Raw genomic sequence first — 15202 nt, 5'->3', positions numbered from 1 at the left:
ATGAGTAATAGTTTATTAAAAATTGAAGATTTAAAAGTTAGTATAAATAATAATAATATTTTAAAAGGTTTAAACCTAGATATAAAACCTGGAGAAGTTCATGCTTTAATGGGAGTAAATGGTGCTGGAAAATCTACTTTAGTTAAAACATTAGCAGCTCATTATGACTGTGAAGTAATAGGTGGAAAAGTAACATTTAAAAATAAAGATTTATTAGAAATGGATGTTTCAACAAGAGCTAATGAAGGTATTTTCATGAGTTTCCAAAGTCCTGTTGAAGTTGCTGGAGTAAACAATAGCTATTTTTTAAGAACAGCTTTAAATGCAAAGAGAACTTACAAAGGTGAAGAAGAACTTGATGCTATGCAATTTTTAAAACTTGTAAAAGAAGAAACTTCAAAATTTGATATAGATAGAAAACTTTTACAAAGAGATTTAAATGATGGTTTTAGTGGTGGAGAGAAGAAAAGAAATGAATTAATCCAACTTTTGATGCTTCAACCTGATTTAATAATGCTTGATGAAATAGATAGTGGACTAGATGTAGATGCAATAAAAATCGTAGCAAATGTAATAAACTCTATGCTTGATGGTAAGCGTTCTATTTTAATGATTACTCACTATGATAGACTTCTAGAACTTATTAAACCTGATTTTGTACATATTTTAAGTGATGGAAAGATTGCTAAAACTGGAGATTATAGTTTAGCTTTAGAACTAGATGAGAAAGGTTTTGAGGCATTAGGAATAAATAATGCAAGTAATTAATTTTAAAGATTTAAAACTACCACAAAAAAGAGATGAAGAGTTTTTAAAAATAGACTTCTCTTCACTTTTTTCTTATGATTTTAAAAATATTAAAACATCTACTTTTAGTCTTGACTTAAAATCAAAAAAAGATGAAAATTCTTATGATAGTATTTTATTTGATATTACAAAAAATTTAGATAAAAATCAAAAAGTTTTAACTATCAATGAAGATACAAAAGAGCCAATTATCTTAATTCATACTTTAAATGAAGATGAAACAGCTTTTACAAACTCTTTAGAAATTGAATTAAAAGATGGTATAAAAGCACAAATTATTGAAGTTTTCAATTCAAAATCAACAAATTCTTCATTTTTTGTAAATAGAAGTTTAATTATAGGTAAAAATGCACATTTAGAATATGTAAAAGTTCAAGATATAGTTTCTCAAAACTCTATAATATTTTCTTTAAAAACTTCTCAAGATGATAACTCAAATGTAGAACTTACAAATTTTGAATTTGGAGATGGATTTATAGTAAATAGTTTTGAAAATACAATAAATTCACAAGAAGTAAACTATGAATTAAATGGTTTACTAAAATTAGAAGATAAAGCAAATTCTTCAACTTTGGTAAAAACTGTACACAATAACAAAAGTTCAAGAAGTAATATAAACTATAAAAATAGTTTAAAAGACAATTCAAGAGCTGTTGTAAAAATAAAATCTATTGTAAATCAAGAAGCACTATATTCAAAAGCTTTCCAAAACTGTAACTCAATTTTATTAAGTGATGATGCAACTATTTTTGCTCAACCACATTTAGAAATTTATATTGATGAGCTTGAAGCTAGTCATGGAACAACAACTGGTACACTAAATAAAGAACAACTTTTATATCTTTGTGCAAGAGGTATCCCAAAAGAAAAAGCTTATGATATGCTTTTAGTTGCATTTGAAAGTTCTATTAAAAATAATTTAAAAAATGAAAAAATTAAAGAATTCATTGATAACTATAAAAGAGAGAACTATGTATAAAAAAGATTTTCCATATTTTCAAAACTCAAAAACTATATATTTGGATAGTGCAGCAACAACACAAAAACCACAAAGTGTAGTTGATGCAACAGTTGATTTTTATACAAAATATTGTTCAAATACTCATAGAAGTAATTTTGGTGATGCAAATAAAGCTACACAAGAGTTTGAAGATGCAAGAAAAACTTTACAAAAGTTTATAAATGCTAATAAAAAAGAGGAGATTATCTTTACAAAAGGTGTTACTGAAAGTATTAATTTTATAGTTTCTTCTTTTGCAGCAGATTTTAAAACAGTTATTATCTCAAGTTTAGAACACCATGCAAATATTGTACCTTGGCACATACAAGGAAGAACTTTAGGTGCTGGACTTGAAGTTGTAAATTGTGATAGCAACTTAAACTTCGATATGAACCATTTTGAAGAACTTTTAAAAGCAAATCCAAACTCTTTTGTAAGTATTACTCATATTTCAAACTCTTTTGGAAAAATTCATGATATAGAAAATATTATAAAACTTGCTCACTCTTACAATGCTGTTGTAATGATTGATGGAGCACAAAGTCTGGCTCATACAAAAATTGATGTTCAAAAACTTGATGTTGATTTTTTTGCTATTTCTGGTCATAAAACTTTAGCACCAACAGGAGTTGGAGCAATTTATATAAAAGATAAGTTTTTAAAAGAAGTAAAACCTTATCAAACAGGAGGAGCTACAATACATGAAGTTAGCTATGAAAAATCTACACTTCTCGATGCTCCTTTCAAATTTGAAGCTGGAACTCAAAATATAGCTGGGATTATAGGATTTAAATATGCTTTAAACTATATATCAAATATTGGTTATGAAACAATACAAAAAAAAGAGCATGAACTTTTCTCATATCTAGATGAAGAGTTAAAAAAACTTCCAGATATTGAATTTTACAATGATTTGGAAAATTGTTGTGGAAGTAGAAGTTTTAACTTCAAAGGAATAATTCATGATGATATAGGAATCCTTATTGATAAAATGGGAATTGCTGTAAGAGTAGGACATCACTGTACTCAACCAATTATGAAAAAACTAGGAATAAAAGGAACAGTAAGAGTTTCTATATCTTTTTATAATGAAAAAGAGGATATTGATAAATTAATAATAGCTTTAAAAAAAGCTTTAAGTATGTTAAAGGATTGATATGAGTATCAAACAAAGAGTAGAAGATATTAAAGAAGATTTAGATTTTTTTGATGATGAATTAGCAAAATATGAATATATTATAGATTTAGGGAAAAAACTTCCACCTTTTGATGATAAAAATAAGACTCCACAAAATATAGTTCATGGTTGTACTTCTCAAGTTTGGTTAATATGTGAAAAAAAAGATGATAAACTATTTTTTTATGGCACAAGTGATGCTATTATTGTAAAAGGTTTAGTATATATTATTTTAGATATTTTTTCAAATTCTACTATAGCAGAGTTAAAAGAAGTTGATATGGATATTATAAGAGAGTTGAATTTAAGTGAAGTTATAACTCCAAATAGACAAAGTGGAGTTATTGGAATGATAAAAAAAATAAAAGAGTATGCATTAAACTCTTAAAGGAAATTTATGGCAATTTTTAATAAAGATGAAATAAAAGAGAGAGTTATAGAAAATTTAAAAAAAGTTTATGACCCTGAAATTCCAGTTGATATTTATAATTTAGGACTTATTTATAAAATAGAACTTGAAGAGAGAGAAAACTATTTATTTTGTGAAATAGATATGACACTTACTAGCCCCTCTTGTCCTGTTGCTGATAGCTTAATTGAACAAGTAAGATATGTAGCAATTGCTGTTGATGAAATAGATGAAGCAAAAGTAAACTTAGTATTTGAACCTATCTGGGAACCAACTATGATGAGTGAAGATGCAAAAGAAATTATGGGAGCAAGTGGAGCTGCAATAACTTTTTAATCTTTTATTATTAAGCAAAAAATTTAGAAGATTTATCTTTAATTTTATCTATAAATCTTCTATTCTACAAAACAAAATTAGCAATTTCTAACAATTTAATTAACAAAAATTAAGAAGATTTAATCAAAAAAAAACTCTACAATCATATATAAAATTTTTGAAAAGGCTAAAATTATGAAAAAGATTCAAAAAGTGCTTATTGCAAATAGAGGAGAGATTGCATTAAGAATTATTAGAGCTTGTAAAGAGCTTGATATAAAAAGTGTTGCAATTTTTTCTGAGGTTGATATTGAAGGTGTTTGGGTAAGAAAAGCTGATGAATGTTACCCAATTATGGGAGATGTTGTACAAGCATATTTAGATTATGAAAAAATTATTTCTATAGCTAAAAAATCTGATTGTGATGCTATTCACCCTGGATATGGATTTCTAAGTGAAAATGCTGATTTTGCTAGAGCTTGTGAAGAGAATGGTATTATTTTTATTGGACCAAAACCAGAACACATAGAACTTTTTGGAGATAAAATGGCTTCAAAAGTAGCTATGAAAAAAGTTGGAGTACCTGTACTTGAAGGAACAGATGAGCCAATTAGTGACCCAGCTGAAGCTTCTAAAATTGCAAAAGAAATTGGGTTCCCTGTTATCATCAAAGCTGCATTTGGTGGTGGTGGAAGAGGTATGAGAATAGTTAGAGAAGAAAAAGATTTTAAAGAATTATACGAAAGTGCTTCAAATGAAGCTTTAAAATACTTTGGTAGAGGAGAAACATTTATAGAAAAATATGTTGAAAATCCTAGACATATTGAGATACAAATTATTGCTGATAAATATGGAAATGTTTTACACTTAGGTGAAAGAGATTGTTCTATTCAAAGAAGACACCAAAAAGTTATCGAAATTGCTCCATCTCCAAGACTAAACAATGAAGCAAGAAAAGAGCTTTATAGAATTGCAACAAAAGCTATGTTCAAACTGGGATATGAAAGTGTTGGAACAGTTGAATTCTTACTAGATCCAGATGACAATATCTATTTTATTGAAATGAATACTAGAGTTCAAGTTGAGCATCCAGTAACTGAAACTATCACTGGGGTTGATATTATTCAAAGAATGATTCAAATTGCTGAAGGTGATAAGATGATATTCTTACAAGAAGAGATTAACTTTAGAGGTTACTCTATAGAATTTAGAATAAATGCTGAAAATCCTCTAAAAGGATTTATGCCATCAGTTGGAACTGTAAATAAATACTTAACTCCAGGAGGACCTGGTGTAAGACTTGATTCAGCACTGTACACTGGATATAAAGTTCCACCAAATTATGATTCAATGGTAGGAAAACTGATAGTTTGGGCTATTGATTGGGAAGGTTGTGTAAAAAAAGCAAAAAGAGCTTTAGATGAATTCTATATTGAAGGTTTCCCTACAAATATTCCTCTACATAGAGAAATTGTAAGAGATCAAGATTTTAAAGATGGAAAATTTACTACAAACTATCTTGACACAAAAATGGATATTTTTACTTTAAACAGCCAAGATAACATTCAAGAAGAAGAAGGAAAAATTGAAAATCTTAAAAAACTAATAGATACTATTAACTCTAAAAAAATTGCTACAAGACACTAAGAACTAAAAGTTCTTAGTGTAATAAACCACTAAATTAAAGCCTTTATAATATATACTTATAAAAAAATTTATCTAAGGCTATTTTGTGTCAATATTTTTTACTCTTTTAGGGAAAATAATCCCTTTATATATAAGTATTATTTTAGGGTTTCTAAGTACATATATTTTAAAATGTGATAAAGAAACTGTAGCAAAAATTCTACTTTATCTTTTATCTCCACTAATTATTTTTAATGCAGCTTTAAATGTAAATTTAAGTGCTTCAATACTTTTTTTACCAATATTTTTCTTTTTATTTAGTTCTATTTTAAGCTTTTTACTTTTAGCATATTTCAAAAGAGTTTATAGCGATAATACTGCAAATTTACTAGCTTTTAGCACCTCAACTGGAAATACTGGAAATATAGGAATTCCTTTAGCTATTTTATTTTTAGAACCAAGTATGGTTGATGTTTTTATATTCACTGTTTTAGCTTCACTTTTATATCAAAACTCTGTTGGATACTATATAACTGCAAAAGGAAATTTTAGTGCAAAACAAAGTCTTTTAAAAATGTTAAAACTTCCAGTTTTATATGCATTTATTTTAGGAATTATTTGTAATTTACTAGAGATAAAATTACCAGAAGTTTTTGAAAACTACAACGAATATTTAAAAGGTGCTTATACTGTTTTTGGTATGATGATAGTTGGAATGGGACTTGAACACATAAGAACAAATGGTTCTTTTGATATAAAATTTATATCTTATGCAATGTTTATAAAATTTATTTTGTGGCCTGCTGTAGTTCTTGCTTTTATTTTTATAGATAAAACTTATATTCACTTCTTAAATGATGGTTTATATACTGTTATGTTTTTATTTTCTATTGTTCCACTTGCGGGAAATACTGTAACAGTTGCTACTTTGTTAAATGTAAAACCACAAATGATGAGTATAGCTTTGTTTATTTCAACTGTTATTTCACTATTTTATATTCCATTAATTTTATATCTTTATATGAATTAATTTGTTTTTTTGTACAAAGCTATAAAAATTCCTACAAGTATATTAATAGTTGAAAATAAAAGCTCAAAAGTAAGACTTTCACCAAGAAATATAATACTTAAAAATATTGCCATTATTGGTACTATTAATTGAACTATACTTGCAGTTACAATCTCAATTCTTGGTAAAATTGTATACCAAAGGAATACTCCAAAAGCAGTTGTTATTGAACCTGAAGTTATAGCCATAATAGATGTAACAAAATCTAGTTTAAAATCATTCCCAATAAAAACTATATAAAAAATAGCAAAAATTATAGTAAAAATAGTAGCTTTAAAAAAACTATCTGTTGCATTTAAAGTTGTATTTTTTGATTTCTTTCCAAGAACACTAAAAACTGCCCAACCAAACCCAGATAAAAACATCAAAAAAGTATGAAAATATGAGATAGTAAAATCACTTTTTGGATATAAAAGATATACAAGTCCTCCAAAGGCTATCGTTATTCCAATAATTTTATTAAGAGTTAGTTTTTCATTAAAAAATAGAGCTAAAATAATCATAGTTAGCTGAACAACAGCAAATAAAATCAAAGTTCCAACACCTGCAAGCATATTTATATATGAATATGAAAAACAAATTGCATATAAAAAAAACATAAAACCACTTAGATAGTTTGTTTTAAGAGATATTTTTAAATTCTTATTTTTATAAAAGAATATTACAAAAAGTACTAACATTGCTGAGACTATTCGTAAAAAGGTAAAAGAAAAAGCATCAATATTTTGTGTAGATATAGCCATTCTAGCTAAAACTGAATTTGAAGCAAAAAATAGTAAAACTATAGAAATTAAAGCTATTAATTTTATATCAAAACTAAGATTTTTCATATATTTCCTAATTTTTAAAGTATTATACAATATATAGTTAATTTATAATATTTCAATATTTATTAAATAATTCCGTATTCTTTTTTTGAGATAAGATATTTGTAAAGAAGAAAGATTATATTAATTTAATCTCTTATTATTTTTTCAACAATTTTTTTAACTCTTGGGGCAACAATAGAAATAATTGGGATAGCACAAACAGCGGCTTTAAAAAATGCTTCCATCCATTTTAGAAAAAAACCATCAATAAATCCTAAATTAATAAAAGATATTATAAAGCTCATTATAAAACTCATAATACTCCCCATTAAAATAGCAAAAACATATTTTTCATATTTTTTATCTATCATTTATATCCTTATCGCTATAAAACAGGGATTATATTAGATTCTATATTAATTATACATTTACATGAATATTATCTTTTCCTTCAAACTCCTTTGTATTCGCATTTTTTACAATTAATTTTGAAATAGAATCTGTTTTTAATGCTACACTATGAGATTGTGAAGCAACACTAGCATTTTGCTGTGTTTGTTCATCCAATCTATTAATAGAATCATTTATTTGCTCTATTCTTAAAAGCTGCTCTTTTGAAACACTTTGAATTTCTTCTATTAAATTTATAGTTTTGAATAAACTATCATTTAGTTCTTTATAACCTACAATCATATTATTGGCTATAGTTCTACCTTTATGTGCTTTTTGTGTTGCATTTTCAACTATACTCTTTATTCTTTTTGCAGCATCAGCACTTCTAGTTGCTAGATTTCTTACTTCTTGTGCTACAACAGCAAATCCTTTTCCACTTTCACCAGCAGTTGCTGCTTCTACTGCTGCATTTAAACTCAATATATTTGTTTGAAAAGCAATATTATCAATTACACTTATTGCTTCATTAACTAATATTACCTGAGTATTTATCTCTTCCATAGATAAAACAGTTTCATTTGCTAATTCTTCACCATCATTTGATGATTTTTTAACATTTTCTGATAAAGACCACATTTGTAAGATATTATCTGTATTACTTCTAACATGAGAAGTTATCTCATCTAAAGCTGCAGCTGTTTCTTCAAGTCTTGTTGCAGCTTGACTTGAAGATAAATTTAGTATATCTACATTATCTAATAAAATTTTAGAATTACTTTCTAAAATAAGGCCATTTGATTTATTTTCAATCAACATATCTGTTATTGTCTGCCTTAAAGTATTTATTCCAACAAATAACTTTTTAAAATCATTATTTACTAAATCAATGTTTAGGGAATCTAAATAGTTATATTTACTATATTCACATAAGATACCAATAATTTGATCTATATAGTTATGAAGTGTTTCAACTAAACTGTTTATAGTTTTTGCTATATAATTTAGTTTTATATTTGAAGTATTTGTATGAAAAATTTTATCTCCAATTATACCTTTTTCAATTTTTTCAGAAATAAGCATAATTTCACCATAAATTAATAATTCATCATCATTTCTTTGATTCAAAATATTACATATTGAATCTAATTTATCTTTTATTTCTTTATTATAGCCCTTGCATTCAAAATCATCTATATTTAAAAAATTTATCTCATTCTTTAAATATGCCTCTATTTTATTTAATAGTTGTAAAACATCTTTATTTTTATTATCAAAAAACATTATAGCTCCCTTCTATTTCAAATATAATTTTGTAGCATTTAATATTTCTTCTTGTGTTGGCTTTACTCTAACAGAAATATATCTTAATTCTCCATTTACATTTTGAGATGAGTAAACAGTTGCATTTACCCAATAAAATCCACCATCTTTAGTTTTGTTTTTTACTATTCCTTTCCAAATTTTTCCACTTTTGATGGTTTCCCATAAATTCCTAAAAACTTCTTTAGGCATATCTTCATGTCTTACTAAATTATGAGGTTTTCCTACCAATTCACATAACAAATACCCTGATACTTTACAAAAATCATCATTTGCAAAAATAATAATTCCTTTTTCATCTGTTTCAGTCACAATTATTATTTCTTTACTAAATGTTGTTTCTTTTGACATTCTCCCCTCCTTTTCAATTTATTTTAGTTATCACTACAAATTGTATCTAAATAAATACAATTTTATAGGTACTTTATTAATAAAAAATCATTATTTTAATTTCTAATATTTCGATAAAAAATAAATAATTTCATATAACAAACTTATTTTAAAAATTAAATTAGGTTATATAAAAAGTTATATTATTTTAATAATTATTAGATAGAATAATTTTAATCTTAATAAAGATTTATTTATCTACATATAAAAAAGGAGAGTATATGAAAAATAAAATTTTACTATCACTTTTGGCTTTTGGTTTAATCTCAAGCCTTAATGCTTACGAATTAAATGGAAATTTAATTGTAAAATGGACTGGATATAAATTAGCTTCAAAAGTTGGTGTTTCTGGAACATTTAATAAAATAAATTTTGATATTAAAAAATCAGATAATTTATCTGAGTTTTTAAAAAGTTCAAAAGTAAAAATAGAGTCTAATTCATTAGAATCAAATGATCCAACAAGAAATTCTAATATTACTTCTACACTATTTTCTCTAGCTTCTGCAAATTTTATAGAAGGAGAAATATCTAGTGTAGATGAAAAAAATAAAACACTAATTTTAGATGTTATTATGAATGGTATAAAGAAATCTACTACAATGACTTATGAAATAAATGATGAAAGTATAGTAGCAAAAGGAGTTATAGATATTTTAGATTTTGATATGAAAAAATCTTATGAAGCATTTACTAAAATTTGTGGTGCATTACATGAAAATGTATCTTATTCAGATGTAAATATTGAATTTACAATACCTTTCAAATAATAAAATAGCCTTTTTAAGGCTATTTTAAAAAATAATTATAATTTAAAACTATAATAGGTAAAATCTTCTATATTTTTATTTTAGGAGATTTTATGTTTTTTTCAAATAAAGAAGATAAACTTCAACTCAAAGTTATTGACCAAAATTACGCTTCTATCGTATTTAAAAATGATGGAACTGTTATAAAGGCAAATAAAATCTTCTTAGATACAATGGGTTATACTTTAAATGAGATTGTAGGAAAACATCATAGTATGTTTTGTGATAAGAAATTTGTTGAAAGTAATCAATACAAAGAGGCTTGGGATATTTTAAATAGAGGTAAATCTATAACTTCTGAATTTAAAAGAATAAAAAAAGATGGTGATGCTGTATTTTTAAGAGCATCATATATGCCAATTGCTGATGATAGTGGAAAAGTTTATCAAGTTATGAAACTAGCACAAAATATTACAGAAAAGAGATTAAAAGATTTGTTCTACCTTGGACAAGTAAATGCTATAAATAAATCTCAAGCTGTTATAGAATTTGATATGCAAGGTACAGTTTTAAATGCAAATAAAAATTTCCTAGATATTTTTGGTTATTCACTTGAAGAAATTATTGGTAAAAATCATAGTACATTTTGTGATGAGAAATATAAAACATCAAATGAATATCAAGAATTCTGGAAGAAATTAAATCGTGGAGAATATGATGCCAATGAATATCTACGAATTACAAAAAATAGGCAACAAGTTTGGATACAAGGAAGCTATAATCCTATTTTAGATTTAGATGGTGATCCTTTTAAGGTTGTACAATATGCTACAGATATAACTTTGAAGAAAACTACAATGTTTAGTATAGGAAAAGAGATTGAAGAACTTACTAAATCTCTACAACATTTAAAAAATGCTTCTTTAACAATGGTACATGAAGCAAAAATAACTATGGAAGGCTCTCAAGAGGTAACTGTTTCAATTGAAGAATTAAATCAAGCAGTTCAAGAATTATCAAATAAAATAGAAATTATGTTATCTTCAATTACAAATATTTTTAATACAACTTCAGAAAGTGAAAAAGTAATTTCAGAATTAAAAAATCAATCAAATGAAACTACTATAGCTATGAATAGACTAAATGAAGAATCAATCAAAATTGGTGATACAATAAATGTTATCACACAAATTGCATTTCAAACAAATATATTAAGTTTAAATGCAGCAGTAGAAGCAGCAACTGCGGGAGAAGCTGGAAAAGGTTTTGCTGTTGTTGCAGGAGAAGTAAGAAATCTTGCTTCTAGATCAAATGATGCTGCAAAAGATATAACATCTGCTATTGGATTTATACAATCTTTAGTAAGAAATTCTCTTGATTCTATACATAATATTGATAGTAAAGTTGATGAAATAAGCTCTATGTCATTTCAAATATCAAGTTCAATGAGTGAACAAAAAACAATCTCAAATGAATTAGCTAGTACAGCTTTAGAAACAAGCCAAACTCTAAATCAAATTACAAATAATATGGTAAGAGTTTCAAATAGTGCAAGTAGCACAGATAAAGAAGCTGAAAAAACAAAAGATAATTCAAATGAGCTAATAGAAGTTTCAAATAGACTTATTGATACATTAAAAGTACTTAATTAATATAAGTACTTTTTGTATTTTTAATTGCTTATTTTGTATGTAATTTTCTAAATGGTAACTTTTATTAGATTTATTACACACTTTTCAATCATTGAGTAAACATTTTTGAAATCTTCAAAATTTTTAAAATAATATGGATCTGGGACACAATCTCCTTCATATCCATAATCACCAAGTTTTAAAGGATTTGCATATCCTAAATTTTTTAAATCTCTTAAGTTATTATCATCAAGAGCTACAATAAAATCAAAGTTTTTAAAATCATCTTTTTTTACTTGTCTTGCTCTTTGTTTTGATATATTAACACCATTTAAATGTGCTACTTTTATAGAATTTTCACAAGGAGCTTCACCTATATGCCAAGAGCCTGTTCCTGCACTATCTACAATAATATCAAGTTTATTTTTATTTATATAATCTTGTGCGATTCCATGAGCTAAAGGAGAACGACAAATGTTTCCTAAACATACAAAAAGTATTGATTTACTCATCTATAAACTACTAATGGAAAAAATCTTTTTTCAATAATTGCATAAATAAATCCTATAGCAAGCCCTATAAAATGAGCATACCAAGCTATTGGAAGTCCTATTAGAAGTGGAGCAACAGAAATAAGTAAAATCCAAGTTATAATCCCGCTTCTTTGTCTTTTATCAAAATATGCAATATAGCCTAAAATAGCACATATAGCACCACTTGCTCCAACTAAATTTACTTGAATATCTATATAAAAAATATATAAAAAAGATAAAAGCGAAGTCAAAATACCAGTAACTAAATATAAAGTTATAAATCTTTTTTTACCTCGAGCTTGTTCTATTAAATTTCCAAATTGCCATAAAACAAACATATTCATACCTAAGTGTGCTATTCCTCCATGTGAAAACATTGAAGTAAGTGGTTGCCAGTAAAATCCACCAATTAAAAAGTATAGATTTAAACCAAATAAAAGATTCCCTTGAGAAACATTTATTTGAATTATATAAGCCACAACTGTGATAAAAATAATCACATTTGTAGCAGTGAAATCTTTTTTTGAAAATTTCATACTATATAAGTGCCTCTTTTAAGACATCTTCTATTGTATCAACTACTTTTATTTCTAAAGAGTCTTTTACTTCTGTTGGAATATCATCTAAATCTCTATCAAAATTTTTACGTGGAATTAAAACTTTTTTAATTTTTGCTTTATATGCAGCAATTAATTTCTCTTTTAAGCCACCAATAGGTAAAACTTTTCCACTTAAAGTTAGTTCTCCAGTCATTGCAACATCAGATTTTATTTTTCTTTCACTTAAAACTGATGCTAAAGTTAAAGCCATAGTTATACCTGCACTTGGTCCATCTTTTGGTGTTGCACCTTCTGGAATATGTAAGTGAATATCGTATCTTTTATATACTTCACTACTATCAATTTTAGAATTTTCCTCTTCTTCTTTTACAAATTTTGGAATAATTTTTTCATCAATTTTTAGAATATTTTTATCAATTAAATGTTTTACTACAGAATATGAAATTCTTGATGACTCTTTCATAACATCACCTAAATTTCCAGTTACATTTAAAGAACCTTTTCCTTTTAATTTGATTGCTTCTATTTTTAAAATATCTCCACCTACACTAGTCCAAGCCAAACCATTTGAAACTCCAACAACATCTATTTTATCTGCTGGTTCTATCTCAAAAATAGGATTATCCAAATATTCTTTTAAATCTTTTGTTCCTATTGTAACTTTTGTAATCTCTGGATTTTGTAAAATAAGTTTTACAACTTTTCTAAATATTTTAGAGAAAACTCTTCTTAAATTTCTAACTCCAGCTTCTCTTGTATATTTTGAAATAATTAATTCAATAGTTGCTTTGCTTAAACTAACTTCACTTTTTTGAAGCCCATGTTTTTCAAGCTCTTGTGGAATTAAATAATCTTTTGCAATATGATATTTTTCATTTGGAGTATAAGAGTTTAGTTCTATAAACTCCATTCTATCTCTTAATGGTGCTGGAATTCTTCGTATATCATTTGCAGTTGATACAAAAATAACTTGTGATAAATCAATAGGAAAGTTTAAATATAAATCTCTAAATTCATGATTTTGTTCTGGATCAAGAATCTCAAGCATAACGGCTGCTGGATCTCCTCTATGATTTGCTCCTAATTTATCAATCTCATCTAAAACAATAACTGGATTCATCTTTTTAGCATCAATTAATCCTTTGATTAATCTTCCAGGCATTGCTCCAACATAAGTTCTTCTATGTCCTCTAAGTTCATTTACATCTTCCATTCCACCAAGAGCAACTCTTACAAGTGGTCTTTGAAGAGCTTGTGAAATAGAGTTTGCTAAAGAAGTTTTACCAACACCAGGAGGTCCTACAAAACATAAAACTGTACCTTTTGATTTTAAATCTTCTATTTTTCTTTGTTCTAAAAGTTGTTTTACTGCAAAATATTCAGCAATTCGCTCTTTTGCTTTTTCTAGTGAGTAGTGATCCTTATTTAACTGTTTTTCAACACTTGCAACTGATATTTTTTCATTTGCATATTCTCCAAAAGGTATATCTAAAACTTGTTCAACATATGTTTGAAGAAGAGAAGCATCAGGAGAATCAGGGTTCATTCTACTTAATTTTTCTATTTGTTTTTTTGTTTCTTTATAAGCTTCTTTACCCATAAAACATTTTTTATCTTTTAATCTTTTTTTATAAGATTTTATCTCTTCTTCTTTTTGATTATCAGCACCAAGCTCTTTTTGTATAGCTTTTATTTGTTCTTTTAAAAAATAATCTTTATGAGTTTTTTCAATTTTAGAATTTACTTTTTGTGTTATCTCTTTTTGGATTTTATATGATTCAATCTCTTTTTTTACAACTTCTATAATATCTAAAATTCTTTGTTCTAAATTAGTATTTGAAAAAATCTTATAAGCTTCATCTTTTTTTAGTTTTAAAACAGATGAAATTAAATCTGCAACTCTTGCTGCATCATCATTTTCTTCTATTGCTTTTATTAAATCAACTGGAAACTTATTATTTAGTTTTGAAAGTTTTTTAATATTATCTAGTAAAATTGCAATTAAAGATTTGATACTCTCTTCATTTGATATTTCATCTGCAAGAATATCAACAGTTGCAAAAATATTTTGTGTTGGCACAAAATCTATAATTTTAGCTTTAGCAACTCCTTGAAATAATACTTTTACTTTACCATCAGGTAAAGATATCTTTCTCATAACATTTCCTACAACTCCAACATCATAAAAAGAGTCTTTCTCTCTTTTCCCCTCTTTTAATGATTTTGAAACAGTAACCATCACAAGCCGATTAAACTCTATCGCATTTTCAACCGCTTTTATATTTTCCTCTTTATTTAAAAAAAGTGGTGTAATCATAAATGGGTATAAAAATACCTCATCTTCGATAATCAATGGTATAGTTTGTGGAAAATTACCATAATTTGCTAATTCCATATTTTAACTGTTCTCCTTA

At 26.1% G+C, this 15202-nt stretch carries 15 protein-coding genes and 1 pseudogene; 9 read left to right on the top strand and 7 right to left on the bottom strand.

Features of this window, described 5'->3' with window-relative positions:
* From sufC to ALANTH_RS03145, 7 genes are all read left to right on the top strand, one after another.
* Positions 1 to 768 (top strand): Fe-S cluster assembly ATPase SufC, encoded by a 768-nt coding sequence (sufC, locus tag ALANTH_RS03175; RefSeq protein WP_026803405.1) that lies wholly within the window; start codon positions 1 to 3, stop codon positions 766 to 768.
* The gene (locus ALANTH_RS03170; RefSeq protein WP_026807473.1) at positions 755 to 1786 is read left to right on the top strand and encodes a SufD family Fe-S cluster assembly protein; all 1032 of its coding nucleotides are present in this window, start codon (positions 755 to 757) and stop codon (positions 1784 to 1786) included. The genes sufC and ALANTH_RS03170 overlap by 14 nt, the downstream gene beginning before the upstream one ends.
* Positions 1734 to 2963: an aminotransferase class V-fold PLP-dependent enzyme gene (locus ALANTH_RS03165; protein WP_228282876.1), complete on the top strand. Its 1230-nt coding sequence runs from the start codon at positions 1734 to 1736 to the stop codon at positions 2961 to 2963. Before ALANTH_RS03170 ends, ALANTH_RS03165 begins: the two co-directional genes overlap by 53 nt.
* A 1-nt stretch (position 2964) precedes the next feature.
* Positions 2965 to 3372 carry a SufE family protein gene (locus tag ALANTH_RS03160; RefSeq protein ID WP_026803402.1) on the top strand — a complete coding sequence of 136 codons (408 nt, stop codon included), beginning with the start codon at positions 2965 to 2967 and terminating at the stop codon, positions 3370 to 3372.
* 9 nt (positions 3373 to 3381) lie between these two features.
* The gene (locus ALANTH_RS03155; protein ID WP_026803401.1) at positions 3382 to 3729 is read left to right on the top strand and encodes a metal-sulfur cluster assembly factor; all 348 of its coding nucleotides are present in this window, start codon (positions 3382 to 3384) and stop codon (positions 3727 to 3729) included.
* Positions 3730 to 3903: 174 nt separating this feature from the next.
* The gene (locus ALANTH_RS03150) at positions 3904 to 5355 is read left to right on the top strand and encodes an acetyl-CoA carboxylase biotin carboxylase subunit (RefSeq protein ID WP_026803400.1); all 1452 of its coding nucleotides are present in this window, start codon (positions 3904 to 3906) and stop codon (positions 5353 to 5355) included.
* 85 nt (positions 5356 to 5440) lie between these two features.
* Entirely contained in the window at positions 5441 to 6364 is a 924-nt protein-coding gene (locus ALANTH_RS03145; protein WP_026807471.1) for an AEC family transporter, read from the top strand.
* On the opposite strand, the gene ALANTH_RS03140 is transcribed toward ALANTH_RS03145, so the two are convergent.
* The 4 genes and pseudogenes from ALANTH_RS03140 to ALANTH_RS03125 form a co-directional block, all read right to left on the bottom strand.
* The gene (locus ALANTH_RS03140; RefSeq protein WP_026807470.1) at positions 6361 to 7233 is read right to left on the bottom strand and encodes a DMT family transporter; all 873 of its coding nucleotides are present in this window, start codon (positions 7231 to 7233) and stop codon (positions 6361 to 6363) included. The genes ALANTH_RS03145 and ALANTH_RS03140 overlap by 4 nt on opposite strands.
* 125 nt (positions 7234 to 7358) lie before the next feature.
* The gene (locus ALANTH_RS03135; RefSeq protein WP_026803397.1) at positions 7359 to 7583 is read right to left on the bottom strand and encodes a DUF2798 domain-containing protein; all 225 of its coding nucleotides are present in this window, start codon (positions 7581 to 7583) and stop codon (positions 7359 to 7361) included.
* A 49-nt stretch (positions 7584 to 7632) separates the two neighbouring features.
* Positions 7633 to 8187, bottom strand: a pseudogene (locus ALANTH_RS11525) (methyl-accepting chemotaxis protein); the annotation flags it as partial.
* A gap of 711 nt (positions 8188 to 8898) precedes the next feature.
* On the bottom strand, positions 8899 to 9276 hold the full coding sequence (locus ALANTH_RS03125) for a PAS domain-containing protein (RefSeq protein WP_051488684.1): 378 nt from the start codon (positions 9274 to 9276) through the stop codon (positions 8899 to 8901).
* Positions 9277 to 9536: 260 nt separating this feature from the next.
* Here ALANTH_RS03125 and ALANTH_RS03120 point away from each other — a divergent pair, with 260 nt between their 5' ends.
* Entirely contained in the window at positions 9537 to 10085 is a 549-nt protein-coding gene (locus ALANTH_RS03120; protein ID WP_026807469.1) for a YceI family protein, read from the top strand.
* Positions 10086 to 10177: 92 nt separating this feature from the next.
* Positions 10178 to 11716: a methyl-accepting chemotaxis protein gene (locus ALANTH_RS03115; protein ID WP_026807468.1), complete on the top strand. Its 1539-nt coding sequence runs from the start codon at positions 10178 to 10180 to the stop codon at positions 11714 to 11716.
* A gap of 47 nt (positions 11717 to 11763) precedes the next feature.
* On the opposite strand, the gene ALANTH_RS03110 is transcribed toward ALANTH_RS03115, so the two are convergent.
* The 3 genes from ALANTH_RS03110 to lon are packed head-to-tail and all read right to left on the bottom strand — an operon-like array spanning position 11764 to position 15183.
* Complete coding sequence (locus ALANTH_RS03110) at positions 11764 to 12207, bottom strand: low molecular weight protein-tyrosine-phosphatase (RefSeq protein ID WP_026807467.1); 444 nt, start codon at positions 12205 to 12207, stop codon at positions 11764 to 11766.
* On the bottom strand, positions 12204 to 12764 hold the full coding sequence (locus ALANTH_RS03105; RefSeq protein WP_026807466.1) for a rhomboid family intramembrane serine protease: 561 nt from the start codon (positions 12762 to 12764) through the stop codon (positions 12204 to 12206). Before ALANTH_RS03105 ends, ALANTH_RS03110 begins: the two co-directional genes overlap by 4 nt.
* A 1-nt stretch (position 12765) precedes the next feature.
* Positions 12766 to 15183: an endopeptidase La gene (lon, locus tag ALANTH_RS03100; RefSeq protein WP_026807465.1), complete on the bottom strand. Its 2418-nt coding sequence runs from the start codon at positions 15181 to 15183 to the stop codon at positions 12766 to 12768.
* Positions 15184 to 15202: the final 19 nt, after the last annotated feature.

Source organism: Aliarcobacter lanthieri (assembly GCF_013201625.1).
GTDB classification, from domain to species: Bacteria; Campylobacterota; Campylobacteria; order Campylobacterales; family Arcobacteraceae; genus Aliarcobacter; species Aliarcobacter lanthieri.
Note: the sequence above shows the minus strand (reverse complement) of the source record. Positions and strands in the feature narration are given on the sequence as shown.

Bases quoted from the DNA above. Each gene is read 5' to 3' on its own strand.
- ALANTH_RS03155 (WP_026803401.1), top strand. From the start codon at position 3,382: ATGGCAATTTTTAATAAAGATGAAATAAAAGAGAGAGTTATAGAAAAT.
- ALANTH_RS03110 (WP_026807467.1), bottom strand. From the start codon at position 12,207: ATGAGTAAATCAATACTTTTTGTATGTTTAGGAAACATTTGTCGTTCT.
- ALANTH_RS03150 (WP_026803400.1), top strand. From the start codon at position 3,904: ATGAAAAAGATTCAAAAAGTGCTTATTGCAAATAGAGGAGAGATTGCA.
- lon (WP_026807465.1), bottom strand. From the start codon at position 15,183: ATGGAATTAGCAAATTATGGTAATTTTCCACAAACTATACCATTGATT.
- sufC (WP_026803405.1), top strand. From the start codon at position 1: ATGAGTAATAGTTTATTAAAAATTGAAGATTTAAAAGTTAGTATAAAT.
- ALANTH_RS03140 (WP_026807470.1), bottom strand. From the start codon at position 7,233: ATGAAAAATCTTAGTTTTGATATAAAATTAATAGCTTTAATTTCTATA.
- ALANTH_RS03105 (WP_026807466.1), bottom strand. From the start codon at position 12,764: ATGAAATTTTCAAAAAAAGATTTCACTGCTACAAATGTGATTATTTTT.
- ALANTH_RS03120 (WP_026807469.1), top strand. From the start codon at position 9,537: ATGAAAAATAAAATTTTACTATCACTTTTGGCTTTTGGTTTAATCTCA.
- ALANTH_RS03160 (WP_026803402.1), top strand. From the start codon at position 2,965: ATGAGTATCAAACAAAGAGTAGAAGATATTAAAGAAGATTTAGATTTT.
- ALANTH_RS03135 (WP_026803397.1), bottom strand. From the start codon at position 7,583: ATGATAGATAAAAAATATGAAAAATATGTTTTTGCTATTTTAATGGGG.
- ALANTH_RS03125 (WP_051488684.1), bottom strand. From the start codon at position 9,276: ATGTCAAAAGAAACAACATTTAGTAAAGAAATAATAATTGTGACTGAA.
- ALANTH_RS03165 (WP_228282876.1), top strand. From the start codon at position 1,734: ATGAAAAAATTAAAGAATTCATTGATAACTATAAAAGAGAGAACTATG.
- ALANTH_RS03115 (WP_026807468.1), top strand. From the start codon at position 10,178: ATGTTTTTTTCAAATAAAGAAGATAAACTTCAACTCAAAGTTATTGAC.
- ALANTH_RS03170 (WP_026807473.1), top strand. From the start codon at position 755: ATGCAAGTAATTAATTTTAAAGATTTAAAACTACCACAAAAAAGAGAT.